This window comes from Nonomuraea aurantiaca (genome assembly GCF_020215705.1).
Lineage (GTDB): Bacteria > Actinomycetota > Actinomycetes > Streptosporangiales > Streptosporangiaceae > Nonomuraea > Nonomuraea aurantiaca.
Genome location: NZ_JAIWNB010000026.1, coordinates 74,080 through 87,206, shown reverse-complemented (window position 1 = coordinate 87,206; position 13,127 = coordinate 74,080). Strand labels below are relative to the sequence as shown.

The following is a 13,127-nucleotide window of genomic DNA, read 5'->3' as shown; positions in this document are numbered from 1 at the left end:
TCTCGAAGCTCCCATAGCGCAGGCTCGCGGCCACGGCCTTACGCGCCGAGGGCGGCGGTCAGGTCGAGTTCGACGAGTTGACCGGTGAAGCCGAGCTGAGCAACCCCCAGCAGCGTGCTCGCGGTGGTGAAAGCGGGGGCGAGGGGCGATTCGAGCAGGCGCTGCCATACTCCCCCAGGCATGTTGGTGCCCTGGCTCACCACGTAGATGACCGAGCGGACCACCTGCTCGGGACGGGCGTTCACGGCGGCGAGCGCGGTCAGGGCGTTGGCGACGACCTGGTCCACCTGGGCGTCCAGATCCCCTTCGCCGACCAGGGTGCCGGTCACATCCAGCGGACACTGTCCGGCCAGGAACGCCGTCCGCCCGGCCTCGACCACGGTGATGTGGCTGTAGCCGGGAGTTTTGTGCAGTCCGTCGGGGTTCAGGCGGGTGATCGTCATGCGCAGATTGTGGCGGCTCCAGGGGCGGCGGATCATCTGGTTTTTGTGTCAGCGCCTCCCGAAGGTCACAAAGGAAACTTCCGCCTACCGCCCGATCGGGGCAGGATGCCGGTAGCGCGAGCCGCCACCTCGCTCAGGGAGCCCGCGGACCCTAAGGCAGATCCCCACGGACTTAGCGGCAGAACGTCCACAGACCCTCCGGCAGACCGCCCACACACCTAGCGGCAAACCGCCCACGGACCCTCCGGCAGATCGCCCATAGATGTAGCGGCAGACCGCCCACACAACCGCACTCAACTGCGGTAACGTGCGTCGTGTGATGGATCCGTCTCTGTTCCCGCGACGCGCCGAGGCAATGGCACTCGAAGCGCTGGCGGACACGCGAGTCGTCGTTGTGAACGGTGCTCGGCAAGTGGGCAAGAGCACACTGGCGAGCTTGATCGCCGCGCCGCTATCTGGATCTCCTGGAATTGATCTTTATCATCAAGCGCGGCCTGGTCATCGGATCTCACCCGCCGTGCCATCTCCCACCCCCAACTGATCGTCACAAACAGTGCGCTCAGCGGTCGCCTGATCACGCCGAGCCTGGTACGGCAGGAGCCGGTGCCGAGCTCGGAGAGCAGTTTGGGAGTTTTCGAGGGGTCGGGTGTGATCCGTAAGGCATCCGTCTCGAACACCCACGAGCACCTTCGGCCCTTCAGGACGTCATCTACGAATCTAGATGACGTAAAGGCAGGGGTGAGTATCTACGTGAGACACATGCCGCCATGGTGATCTCCGGTCGTCCATGGCCGTTGTCGCTCAGTTTGTCATTTAGGTCTTCGCGCGCGGTCGTCCAACATGGATCGAGCCCGCGCATGCGGTCGACCACCGGACTGACATTGCTGTCGCCATCAGCCCGTCCAGGTCACGTTGAAGATCCAGATCAACTCGGCGGCCTCGTCGACCTTGAAGTACATGATGCCGAAGTCACCGAAGGTCGTCTGTCGATACTCAGGCTGATCCGTGTACAGCATGCGGGCATCCCATGGCTTCTCGACTAGATCCACGGTTCTGGCGAGGAGCGCGTCGAACGCCTTGCTCGGCAACCCTTTCATTTGGGCCAGTGCTGCCACGTGGAGCTCCACGCGATAGTTCACCGACGGTCGGCCCAGCCCGGGAACGCCATGTCCATCGAAACGAACTCATCGGTCCGTCCCTCACGCACAGCCCGTTCGGCCCGGTCGAAATCAGGGTTGGAGACCGCGATCGCATGCAACCGCCAGACATGCAAAAGCTCTTGAAGCTGCTTGAAGCGCCACACCTCGTGGGCTGCGTCCAAGGCGGTGTGATAGTCGCTGAGGAACTGCTCGTGCCACCTCTCCGGCAGGAGACGCAAGATCTCCGCAGGGTCATCCCCGATCTCATGCAGCGGCTCAGCGGTCATGCCCGCAGTCTAGGCGCCTCCTTCTCGGAGTGGGTTGATTTCCCGTCGACCGTAACGGGAGGAGCCTCTTGATGACAGAGTGCGATCGCCTGTTGCGGCCATGCCGCAATAGAAGTCCCTGTACGACCTCACCGGGCACGGCTTCGTGTTCGTCCATCCGCTCCACGCGCATGCCGCCTTTCGAAGGACATGGCGGGCTCCGGAGGGTGCGCGGGCGGAGCCCGCGCCAATAGGGCGTCCGAGCGGAGCGAGGGCCTGCAGGGGTCGGGGCTTGGCCCGACTGGAGGCAACGCCTGCCCCCGAAGCGCGAAGCGCCCACCCGCGAAGTCCTTTGTCGTGGGGCGGGCATCAGACGGTCAAGCCGGTAAGTGGGTAACGGGTGGGAGTGCGAAGAGGCGAGGGGGCTAGCGTGTGCGCATGCGCTCACGTCGATCCGTTCTCGCCGTCCCCGCCAGTAACCCGAGGTTCCTGGAGAAGGCCCAGACCTTGCCGGTCGACGAGGTGTTCCTCGATCTGGAGGATTCCGTCGCTCCCCTGGTCAAGGATGAGGCTCGCAAGAACGTCGTGACCGCGTTGCGGGAGGGCGACTGGACGGGGAAGACGCGGGTCGTACGCGTGAATGATCTGTCGACGCAGTGGACCTACCGTGACGTGATCGAGGTGGTGGAGGGGGCGGGGGACAAGCTCGACTGCTTGATCCTGCCCAAGGTGCAGGACTCGACCGAGGTCGTCTGGCTCGACACGCTGCTCACCCAGATCGAGAAGACGATGGGGCTGGGGGTCGGGCGGATCGGTATCGAGGCGCAGATCGAGAACGCGCGCGGGCTGGTCAATGTGGACGCCATCGCGGGGGCGTCGAAGCGGCTGGAGGCGCTGGTGTTCGGGCCGGCCGACTTCATGGCGTCGGTGAACATGCGCACGATGGTCGTGGGGGAGCAGCCGCCGGGCTACACCGAGGGAGATGCGTACCACTACATCCTGATGCGCCTGCTGATGGCCGCGCGGATGCACGATCTGCAGGTGGTCGACGGGCCGTACCTGCAGATCAGGGACGTCGAGGGGTTCAAGCGGGTGGCCGGGCGGGCCGCGGCGCTGGGGTTCGACGGGAAGTGGGTGCTTCACCCGTCGCAGGTGGAGGCGGCCAATGAGGTGTTCTCGCCGACGCAGCAGGACTATGACCACGCCGAGCTCATCCTGGAGGCGTACGACTACTACACGACCGTGGAGAAGCGCGGCGCGGTCATGCTGGGGGACGAGATGATCGACGAGGCCTCGCGCAAGATGGCGCTCGTCGTGGTGGCCAAGGGGCGGGCTGCCGGGCTGAGCCGTACGAAGACGTTCAGCCCGGAGAGCTAGCGCCGGAAAAGCCGTCAGATCTTGAAGCCGATCGTGGTGAAGAACCAGAACGACGACGTGAGCCAGAGCCCGACCAGCGCGGTGAACGCGAGCCCGCCGACCACGGGCAGCGTCCAGCCTGGCGTGCCCCGCTTCGGCAGGGCCAGCATCTTGGCCGTGAACAACCCGTAGAAGAAGCAGCCGAGCAGCGAGTGCGCGAGCACCCGGGGCACGTCGTACTGCAGCCCCAGGGCGTACAGGCAGTGGAAGGCGACGGGGATGGTCAGAAGGAAGGCCAGCCGGCCCGACCAGCGGTGTACGGTCGGCGGAATGGAGACCCCCAGCTTGCCCCACATCGACAGGGCGGAGACGACCTGGACGGCGGCGAGCACGAGCGCGCCCGTCGTCAGCCACGCCTTCATCGGCAGCGCCGCGGAGAAGCCGGCGGGGCCGACCGCGAAGCCGGTGGGAGCGTGGATGCGCCCGAAGACGCCGAGGGCGATCGCCACCAGTCCGCCGATCAGCAGCGGGACTAACAGGGGGGTGAAGCTGGTCGACCGGTGCGCGGTGACGCTCATTGCATCTCCTGAATGAAGCCGTCGACGTCCTTCGGGTAGAGGGTGGTGTCGTCGTCGAGCGGCACCGGCTCGGTCGGCTGGTAGGCGTTCAGCTGCGGGATCTGCAGCTGTTTCTCGTCCGCGAACGCGGCGCCGACCTGCGTGAAGCCGCCTTGCGGGCGCTTCAGTACGATCCAGCCGGCTCGTAGCTTGGCGCCCCTTACCTGGGCGGTCGCCCGGTAGAGGCCGGAGGGCTTGACGACGGTGTTCGCGGCGAAGGTCCACTTCTTGCCGCCGATCTTCAGCCAGCCGGTGGCCTTGCCACCGCCGAGCGTGCCGCCGACGGCCGCGGCGCCGAAGCCCCGCAGGGTGATCTTTCCGTCCTTCTCGTTGCCCTTGAACCAGGCCTCGGACTTGCCGTCACAGAAGTAGCCGATGGTCTTGCCGTCGCGTGTGGAGATGGCGATCAAGCCGCCGTTGCCCCGCACGTAGCCTCCGTAGTCCGCTTTGTCGATGGTCTTCGGGGCGGCTTCGGCGGTTTCGGTGGGTTCGGGGGTGACGGTGGCGGCGGGTTCCGCCGAAGGTTCAGCCGCGGCGGTGGTCTCGGTCGCGGAGGGTTCGTTGGAGGTGGCGGCAGCCGTTGTGTTCGCCGCCGGTGTCGCGGTGATGCTGGCGACACCCAGCCCGACGGCGAGCGCTGCGCCCGCTGTCAGGGTGATGACAGGTCCCAGCCTTGACATGAACTGCTCCCAGGGTCGAAATGCTTACTCCACCGAGCATCCGCTCAAACTAACGGATCGTCTGTGAACTAATGCTCATCTCCCAGACAGAATGTAGAGATGCAGGAAAATCCTGGACCCCAGCTTCCGTACGGGACGCAGCCGCCCGGCCGGCCGGCCTACCCCTATCAGCCGCCGCCCGTGCCCGCGCGGGAGCCGTGGTTCCGGCCGACGCCCAGGGGCGCGCGGTACGACTACCTGGCCCGAGTCGGTGATCGCGGTGCCTGGCGGGAGATCGTCGGGACGATCCTGGTGGGCGTCGCGTTCTTCGTCATCGGAGCGGTGGTCATAGGCGTCGGCGCGGTGCTGGCGATGATCCTCGGCATCCCCGCGTCGCTGACGCCAGAAGAGCTGTTCGGCGATCCGGTGTTCTCGCTGGTAGTGCTGCTGCTCTCCATCGCGGCCGTGCTCCCGGCGGTGTTCGGTACGGTCGCGCTCATCCAGCGGCGGCGGCCCGGGTCGCTCTCCTCGGTCGCCGGGCGGTTGCGGTGGCCGTGGCTGCTGCGCTGCCTGGGGGTGGCGGTCATAGCCCTGGTGCTGGGGCAGGTCGCCCAGGTCGTCACAATGACGGTGACCAGGGAGCCGGTCACGGACCTGTTCGGCTGGGCCGGGTGGAGCGCGTTCCTTCCCTCGCTGATCGTGATCGTGCTGCTCGTGCCCTTCCAGGCCGCCACCGAGGAGTACATCTTCCGCGGCTGGATCATGCAGGCGTTCGGAGCCCATCTGCGGAGCCCGCTGTGGGGGATTCTGCTGGGTTCGGCGCTGTTCGCGTCCCTGCACGGGTATTCGTGGATCGGGCTCATCGACGTGTTCAGCTTCGGCGCCCTCATGGCGTGGCTGGCGGTACGGACCGGAGGGCTGGAGGCGCCGATCGCCCTGCACGTGACCAACAACATTCTGGCGTTCGGGATCAGCGCGGCCGCCGGGCATCTGGACAAGGCGCTGCAGCAGGGGGACGTGCCGTGGCAGGCGTTGGCGGGGACCGTGGTGCAGTTGGGGGTGTACGCGGTTGGGGTGCTGTACCTGGCCAAAAAACGGTCAGTTAGCGATGTTTCGGGATAAATAGCTAGCTGGTGCCAGGAATCTCGCTAGAGAGGTCTCGCCATTCGGGCTCAGTCGTGTTGCTCTGGATCCAGTGGGTGGGCGAGGATTCCGGAGGTGATCATCTCGGCGAGACAGGGTAACTAGCACTCATGTGCGATATTTCAAGCTGCAGTGACATAAAAAACGAAATAAGCGCATAAACGTGGACAGGCTGCCCTGGAACGATCCGGCATACCTCTCTCTACCGGGTTGTTCGCTCAGTTCGATCAGTACGTACTAGGAGGTGCGACGCGTGGCCTCCGGCCCCAGCGACCCGCCACGGCGACCGCCGGGTGATGACGACCCGCGGCCCGAGGGAGCCGCCGACCCCCATGCCGCCGCCGAGCCCCGGATCCGGCACTCCCCGCCGGGCCCCACCGATGACCGGGCTCGTGGCCTGCCAGTGGCCTCACCGTGGGGGATGCCGCCGTTCTCCTCCCCCGTCCCTGAGGACGAGCCTCCGGACCCGCCGAAGGGGCGCCGGCCGTACAGCTCCCCGACCGCGGAACCCGAGACGGAGCCGCGCCGCCGCCGAGTCGTGAACCATCCCGACAAGCTCGTGGCCGGCGGCCCACCCAGGCCGAAGGCCGAGCCCCGGACCGAGGATGAGCCTCCCGAGGCCGCACCCCGATCCTGGTTCGAGACAGAGGACCAGCCCCCGCACGAAGATCGGCCGCAACACGAGGACCAGCCCCCGCACGAGCCCCCGTACAGCACGCCGGACGACCTGGAAGACCACCCCGAGGACCTCGACGAGCCCGAGGTGCGGCGCGTCGGCCGCCCGCCCGCCGGCCGCCCCACCAGGCCGGACCGCCTCGTCGCGTCGGGCCCGCCGCGCCCCGGCGGCTCCAGCGGCAGGCACCACCGTGGCCCAGCCCCGTCGGCGGTCCGCCGGTCGAGTCCGGTACGTCGGCGCAGCCTGGCCGCGCCGACCGCCATACTCCTGGCGCTGGTGCTGCTCGTGGCAGGCGGCGTGCTCGTGTGGCAGTGGCGCTCCTCCGACAAGCCCGGACTGGCGCTGTCCGAGGGCACCGAACGCTCGGGCGACGAGCTGTTCACGGTGCCGTCGGCCGGTGACGGCTCCGATCAGAAGCTCAACGACATGACCTCCGTGGGCCGGGCCGTGGTGGCCGTCGGCAGCGACACGACGAGTCCGACGCCGCGGCCGCTGTTCCTGTTCTCGCCGGACAGCGGGAAGACGTGGCAGCTCGGCCAGGTCAACGGGTCGACCACGCCGACGGTCCAGCGGGTCGTGGGCGGCGGTGGGCGCTGGCTGGCCAGCGGGGGCGACGGGGTGGGCGCCGAGCGCGGCCTGTGGACGAGTACCGACGGGTTCACCTGGGCGGCCGTGGAGCAGAGCGGTCTGTCCGCGTTCAGGAACGGTGACCTGATCTCCGGGATCGCCAGGACGTCGTCGGGGTTCGTGGCCGTCGGCCGTACGACGCTCGACGGCGGCGGAACGGGACCCGCGGCCTGGCAGTCGCCGGACGGGCGCGCATGGGAGCGCGTCGACACGGGCGGGCTGGGCGTACGCGAGCTCAAGGCGGTCGTGGCCAAGGGGAACACCGTCGTGGCCATCGCCGAGTCCGGCCAGGGCGACGGTTCGAGGGTCGTCCGGTCGAGCGACGGCGGCGCCAGCTACCAGACCACCGGGTTCCAGCTGCCCGAGGCGCGGACCGGGTCGTCGCTGGCCGTACTGCCCAAGCAGTTCGTCCTCGTCCCCACCAGGCAGCGGACGATCACCGGCGACGTGCGCGTCTACTGCTCGCCGACCGGCGCGCAGTGGGCGCAGTGCGGCTCGATCCGCGGGCTGAGCGGTACGAGCCCCGGCATCGACTCGCTGATCAGCTACCCGTCGGGGATCGCCGCGGTCAGCCAGGCGAACCTCGGCAAGTACTCCATCCTGACCAGCGCCGACGGGCGCGGCTGGGCCAAGCGGACCGACCTCGGCAACCTGCCGGGCGCCACGCTGCGCGGCTTCACGATCTCCGACTCGGGCACCCTGTTCGCGGGCGGCGACCAGGCCACGGCGGACGTCGAGAACCAGCTCGTCCTCATGACCGCGCCCCCGCGCGGCGACGCGACGCGCGTACGGCTCGCCGGCGTCGACGGCCTGTCACGGATCGCCCGCCAGACCAACCGCCTGGCCGGTTTCGACGGCCGGTACGTCGCGGTCGGCTCGGCCTCCGGCGACGCCGGCATCTGGACCAGCCTGAACTGGAAGTCCTGGACCTCCATGAGCCTCGGCGGGACGAACCAGCAGACCCTCGACGACGTCACCCACGGCCGCCGCGGCTGGCTGGCCGTCGGCAGCACCCAGGCGGACACGTCGGTCACCGACCCGCTCCTGGTGTCCTCCGAGGACGGCCGCACCTGGAAGAAGGTGACGGCCTCCGGTGACCTGGCCCGTACCCAGGACCATCCGTACCTGGCCCTCCACGTCGTGGCCGCCGGCGAGTCGGGCTATGTGCTCGCCGGCGAGGACCGGAACGCGGCGGGCATTCCGGGCGCCGCGCTCTGGTTCACGCCAGATCTGCGCAGGTTCACCCGGTCGAAGAAGCTGCCGCAGGGGGGCTCCGGTGTGCGCGTGTACGACGTGGCCGCCACGCCATCCGGATATGTCGCCATCGGCGGCTCGGGCAGCGGCGACCGGGAGAGCGCGGTGGTCTGGTTCTCGGAGGACGGCGTCAACTGGAAGTCCCGCGACCGCGTCTCGCCCCCCGAAGCCGGCTCTGCCGGATTGCGGGAGGTGGTGGCGTACCAGGACAAGTTCATCGCCATCGGAACAGCCCAGACACCCGGCTCGCGCCGCGCCTTCGCCGCGGTCTCGGAAGACGACGGTACGACCTGGCGTACGACCTGGCTGCCTGCTGACCAGGCGGCGGCCGTGTACGACCTCGCGGCGGCCGACCAGGGGCTGGTGGCGGTCGGCTGGCACGGCACACCGGGGGAGGGGGACAGCGCGGTCTGGCTGTCTGAGGATGGTTTGTCCTGGAACCGGGTGGACCTGACGAAGGGGCGGCTGGCAGGGGCGGGGATGCAGTGGCTGGCGGCGGTGACGGTGATGGGATCGGAGGTGGTGGCGTTGGGCCGTTCTACGACCTACAACGCCGATCACATGATCCTGTGGACCTCTTCCCTTTCGTCTGACCGCTGAGCCAAAGGGCCTCCGCTTCGCTCCGGGGGCGCCTCCGGCGCACAACGGGCTTCGCGTTGGGCGCTACGCGCGTGGGCGCTCAGACGTTCCCCCAGCCGGGCCAAAGCCCCGGCCCCTGGAGGACCTCGCTACGCTCGGACGCCTTCCCAGCGCGGGCTCCGCCCGCGCCCCGCTTCGCCGGGACGGAAGCCGAATCGCCCGAGCGATCAGGCAGAGGAACGTGATTGCTTCGAGGCTGGGCAGGCGGTTTCGCGAATCGAGTGCCGAACGAGATGAGGGAACGTCGGTCGAGGGCTTCTGATGGCTCCGACCATGTATGGCCGTCACGCGGCTCACCCTGCAACATCTTCTGCGTCAGCCCAGGTCGGCGGTCTGCCCCCATCGCCGCCCAGGTCGTCGACGACCTCGCCCCATTCCGAGTACATCTCCTCAGCTCATCACGAACCACCATTGGCGCCGAATGTGCGCGCGTTGCCTGCCGCATGTCTGGGTTTGCCGACGGTTGCTCCCGTCGGTTCCGGCCGTGACACGGCCATGACACGGCGCGGACGAGGCGGGGACACGGCTGGCCGACAGTGGACGGGGTCGGCCGGTGGGCGAGTTACGGAGCGCGCTGTGAGGCGATCCGGCCGCCCGTCGCGGGATGACGCTGTACGGCCCGGGTGGCCCCGGCACGACGGCGTCGCCCTCATCAAGCAGGGCGAGCGGCACCGCGGCGTCGCCCTCATCAAGCAGGGCGAGACGAACCGGCCGGAGGTGTCGTGCCCGTCCGTCGGACAGGAAGCCACGGCGAAGGTGATCACGAAAAGGAGCAGATGTGGCTGATAGCGGGAAATGGGACCGGCGTTCGCTGTTTCGGGGCGCCGCCGTGCTGGCCGGTGCCGCCGCGGCCGGGCCGCTGCTGGGCGGGGCGGCCACGGCGTTAGCCGGCAGTGGTGACGCGGACGCGCTGTTCAAGGCCGGCAAGTTCGAGCAGGCCGGCCGCGCGTACGAGGAGATCCTCAAGAAGGACCCCAAGAACCTGCACGCGGCCCGCCAGCGCGGCTATGTCGGGCTGCTGGCCAACAAGTTCCCCGACGCCGAGAAATACCTCGAGATGGCCTTCAACCTGGCGCCCGACGACAAGGAGACCAACCATTTCCTGGGCGACTGCTACATCCGGCAGGACAAGTTCGCCCTGTCCGCACCACACTGGCAAGCGGCCGGCGAAGAAAGCTACGCCAAGTGGTTCGCGGCGGTCAGGGGCAAGGCGTATCAGATCCACGGCGAGACCGCGCGGGTGCCCTTCCAGCAGATGGACCCGATGCCGCTGGTGGAGGCCTCGGTCAATGGCGGACCGAAGAAGCGCTTCATGTTCTACACCGGCGCCCCGAATCTGAACATGAGCGCGTCGGTGGCCAAGGAGGCGGGGCTGAGCCCCGTCGCCAGTCAGAAGACCGATTTCGAGGGCCTCCCCATCTGGGCGTACTGGGGGATCCTGGACTCCTTCAAGCTCGGCGGCATCGAACTGCGCAACATCCCCGTGAGCTGGTCGGCGACGGAGTCGGGCGAAGACGTCGGCACTGACAGCGACGGCCTGATCGGCGCGTGGGTCTTCTACCACCTGCTGACCACCTTCGACTACGCGGGCCGGCAACTGATCCTGCGCCGCCGCACCCCCGAAACGGCCGCCAAGGCACGCGCCGACGCCTCACGGGCGGGCGCCGAACCCCTGCCGCTGTGGCTGGCCCGTGAGCAATACCTGCACAGCACGGGCAGCTTCGCGGGCGTCACCGGCTCCCGCGCAGGGGTGGTGGGCGTGAACTTCGGCGGAATCGGCGAGATCACCGCGGGCATGAGCGGGGAAACGGCCGAGCAGTTGGGGATCCGCGTCGACTACGACCGCCAGATCGGGACTTTCGCCCACAGCCACCCGGCCGTCGCCTACCCCTGCTACCCGAAGGAGATCCGCCTCGGCAACGCCGTCGCCAAGGAGGTCTACTGCTACACGAACCCGAACCAGCCGATCAACGTGCCCTGGCCCTATGGGACAGGGTTCGACACGATGGGCTGGTTTGCCCACTGCTTCTGGAAGCCCTACAACATCACCATCGACACCACCGACATGCACCTCTACATCGCCCGCGGCAAAGCCACCTGATCACCGCGACCGTACGGGCGTCACGGGGCTACCCGGAACTGCCGGCTCCTAGGGGCGGGGGTTAGGGCGGACCAGGCGCCCTTGCCCCGTCGCCCGGTGCCTTCGGGCACGGCCGAAGCCCGGACTTCTACCTGAGGTACGGCGTGTGACCGACAAGGGCACCTCACCGGCGGTCTCTGCGAAGAAAAATTCGGCTGCTGCCGTAGAACGGGGCTTGGAGTGACGCTCAGAAGCCCTATGGGCGCCTCTGACGCGGGCGTTGCCGCGCAAGGACAGTCCTCCCCAAGGGAGAGTCGCGGCGGGCTCACCGCGACTCTCTGTCGCCCTTTGAGGCGCTGCTGGATGATCTCGAAAACGGCCTCTGACGTGGGCAAATACGGCCAATGCGGCTAAAATTCAAGGACCCGGTCGCGTGGGCGGCCGGGGTCTGAGGAGGCCGTGAGTGAACCGGGATATTCGTACGGTGGAAGATGTCCTGTCCATGTTGGACCGCCTTTTCGCCGCGGATGCCGACCGATGGACGCCGAACGCCGCCTCCTGGTGGGACGAGTTCTACTCCGACCGCTCCACGCCGGTCCCCTTCTTCGTCGACAAGCCGGACGAGAGCCTGGTGTCCTACCTCGATCGCGGCCTGCTCACCCCGGGACGAGCTCTGGACCTGGGCTGTGGACCAGGGCGCAACGCCGTTCACCTCGCCTCGCTCGGGTTCGAGGTGGACGCCGTCGATCTTTCCCCGGCCGCCGTGACCTGGGGTCAGGAGCGGGCCCGCGAGGCGGGCGTCGAGGTCCGCTTCCACTGTGACGACATCTTCTCCGTCGACCTGCCGCCCGGGCACTATGACCTGGTCTATGACTCCGGCTGCCTCCACCATCTGCCGCCGCATCGCCGGGTGAGTTATCTGAGCCTGCTGGACCGTCTGCTCGCCCCCGGCGGTCATCTTGGCCTCACCTGTTTCGCCGCCGGCGTCATGGGCTCCGAGCTGCCGGACGAGGAGTTCTATCGTCAGGGCCGCCTGAACGGAGGGCTGGCCTACACGCCTGAGGCGCTGCACTGGATCTTCTCGGACTACACCGAGATCGAGCTGCGGCTCATGGAGGAGCAGGCGCCCGACGCGCCCGTCTTCGGCGTTCCCTTCCTGCTGGCCGCCCTGTTCCGGCGGCCGGCAGATAACCCGGCGGCCGGCAGGTAACCCGGCGTTTTTACGGCCAGCCGGCGCCGGGGACCTCGACCTCAATGGAGAGGACTTGACCGGTGCCGGGTGGCACCATTTCGGGCATGCCGCGCCACTCCGCGGCCATGATGAAGAGCGTCGAGCGGTTCTCGCCGCCGAGTTCGCAGGCGAAGGCGCCGCGGTCGAGCTGGACGGTCCGCACCTTCTCGCCGCCTTCGCGGACACGTACGCACTGCCGGTTGGGCACGTCGGCGTACCAGACGGCGTGCTCGGCGTCGACGCAGATCCCGTCGGGGACGCCGTCGCCGAGGTCGGCCCAGACCCGGCCGTTCGCGAGGCTGCCGTCGGGTGCGATGTCGTACCCCATGAGCCTTTTGCCGTACGAGTCGGCGACGATCAGTGTGGAGTTGTCCGGCGTCACGGCCAGCCCGTTGGGGAACGAGATGCCGTCGGCCACGTCACGGGCCAGGCCGTCGGGGCCGACGTGCGTGACCGCCCCAGGAGCGAACTCCCCGCCGCTGAGCATGTCGAAGCCCGCCCGGTCGACGTAGATGTTGCCGCGGCCGTCGATGACGATGTCGTTCCAGCCCCGCCCGATGCCGGTCAGGTCGGCGTGGGTCACCAGCGAACCGTCGGGTTCCATGCGCAGCAGCAGGGCCCGCGCCGAGTCGACGATCACCAGCCGCCCGTCAGGCTGCCAGGCCGTGCACAGGGGTATCGACTCCACGCGGGCCACGACCTCGTGCTTGCCGTCGAGGTCCAGCGCGATCACCTCGTGCGCGGTCCAGTCGGAGAAGTACAGGCGGCCGTCGTGCCAACGCGGCGCCTCGAGCAGCCCGAGGCCGGTGAGCCAGGTACGCAGCTCGGACATCGAAGTCTCCCTTCGCGACGTCTTCGAGCGTGACGCCTATGAGGACGAGAAGTACACATGGAGAGCGTTCACGACCTCCATGTGTCAGGGACGTCGAGGCCGAGCGACCCGGTTCGACATCGTGAGCGGACGAATTCTGGCGAAACAACGATTTGCCCGGCCCGT

At 68.2% G+C, this 13,127-nt stretch carries 12 protein-coding genes; 6 read left to right on the top strand and 6 right to left on the bottom strand.

The features are described from left to right. Positions 1-38: 38 nt before the first annotated feature. The 3 genes from LDL49_RS42975 to LDL49_RS42965 all read right to left on the bottom strand — a co-directional run bounded on the left by LDL49_RS42975 (position 39) and on the right by LDL49_RS42965 (position 1,869). Entirely contained in the window at positions 39-443 is a 405-nt protein-coding gene (locus tag LDL49_RS42975) for a RidA family protein (RefSeq protein ID WP_225300681.1), read from the bottom strand. Positions 444-1,336: 893 nt separating this feature from the next. Then, entirely contained in the window at positions 1,337-1,558 is a 222-nt protein-coding gene (locus tag LDL49_RS42970; RefSeq protein WP_225300680.1) for a hypothetical protein, read from the bottom strand. Between the two features lie 20 nt (positions 1,559-1,578). After that, positions 1,579-1,869: a DUF6247 family protein gene (locus LDL49_RS42965; protein WP_225300679.1), complete on the bottom strand. Its 291-nt coding sequence runs from the start codon at positions 1,867-1,869 to the stop codon at positions 1,579-1,581. 417 nt (positions 1,870-2,286) lie between these two features. Here LDL49_RS42965 and LDL49_RS42960 point away from each other — a divergent pair, with 417 nt between their 5' ends. Next, positions 2,287-3,225 (top strand): HpcH/HpaI aldolase/citrate lyase family protein, encoded by a 939-nt coding sequence (locus LDL49_RS42960; protein ID WP_225300678.1) that lies wholly within the window; start codon positions 2,287-2,289, stop codon positions 3,223-3,225. A 14-nt stretch (positions 3,226-3,239) separates the two neighbouring features. Here LDL49_RS42960 and LDL49_RS42955 read toward each other — a convergent pair whose 3' ends face one another. Together LDL49_RS42955 and LDL49_RS42950 are read right to left on the bottom strand one after the other, a co-directional pair. Continuing rightward, complete coding sequence (locus tag LDL49_RS42955) at positions 3,240-3,782, bottom strand: DUF6529 family protein (protein ID WP_225300677.1); 543 nt, start codon at positions 3,780-3,782, stop codon at positions 3,240-3,242. Further along, on the bottom strand, positions 3,779-4,501 hold the full coding sequence (locus LDL49_RS42950; protein ID WP_225300676.1) for a hypothetical protein: 723 nt from the start codon (positions 4,499-4,501) through the stop codon (positions 3,779-3,781). Before LDL49_RS42950 ends, LDL49_RS42955 begins: the two co-directional genes overlap by 4 nt. Positions 4,502-4,600: 99 nt before the next feature. Between LDL49_RS42950 and LDL49_RS42945 the strand changes: the two genes are divergently transcribed. From LDL49_RS42945 to LDL49_RS42925, 5 genes are all read left to right on the top strand, one after another. Continuing rightward, entirely contained in the window at positions 4,601-5,602 is a 1,002-nt protein-coding gene (locus LDL49_RS42945; RefSeq protein WP_225300675.1) for a CPBP family intramembrane glutamic endopeptidase, read from the top strand. 274 nt (positions 5,603-5,876) lie between these two features. Next, positions 5,877-8,780 carry a beta propeller repeat protein gene (locus LDL49_RS42940; protein WP_225300673.1) on the top strand — a complete coding sequence of 968 codons (2,904 nt, stop codon included), beginning with the start codon at positions 5,877-5,879 and terminating at the stop codon, positions 8,778-8,780. Positions 8,781-9,395: 615 nt separating this feature from the next. After that, complete coding sequence (locus tag LDL49_RS42935) at positions 9,396-9,605, top strand: hypothetical protein (RefSeq protein ID WP_225300672.1); 210 nt, start codon at positions 9,396-9,398, stop codon at positions 9,603-9,605. After that, positions 9,598-10,920: an aspartyl protease family protein gene (locus tag LDL49_RS58760; protein WP_225300670.1), complete on the top strand. Its 1,323-nt coding sequence runs from the start codon at positions 9,598-9,600 to the stop codon at positions 10,918-10,920. The genes LDL49_RS42935 and LDL49_RS58760 overlap by 8 nt, the downstream gene beginning before the upstream one ends. A gap of 481 nt (positions 10,921-11,401) precedes the next feature. Then, positions 11,402-12,109: a class I SAM-dependent methyltransferase gene (locus LDL49_RS42925; protein ID WP_225300668.1), complete on the top strand. Its 708-nt coding sequence runs from the start codon at positions 11,402-11,404 to the stop codon at positions 12,107-12,109. 10 nt (positions 12,110-12,119) lie between these two features. Here LDL49_RS42925 and LDL49_RS42920 read toward each other — a convergent pair whose 3' ends face one another. Then, complete coding sequence (locus LDL49_RS42920) at positions 12,120-12,962, bottom strand: SMP-30/gluconolactonase/LRE family protein (protein ID WP_225300666.1); 843 nt, start codon at positions 12,960-12,962, stop codon at positions 12,120-12,122. Between the last annotated feature and the right edge of the window lie 165 nt (positions 12,963-13,127).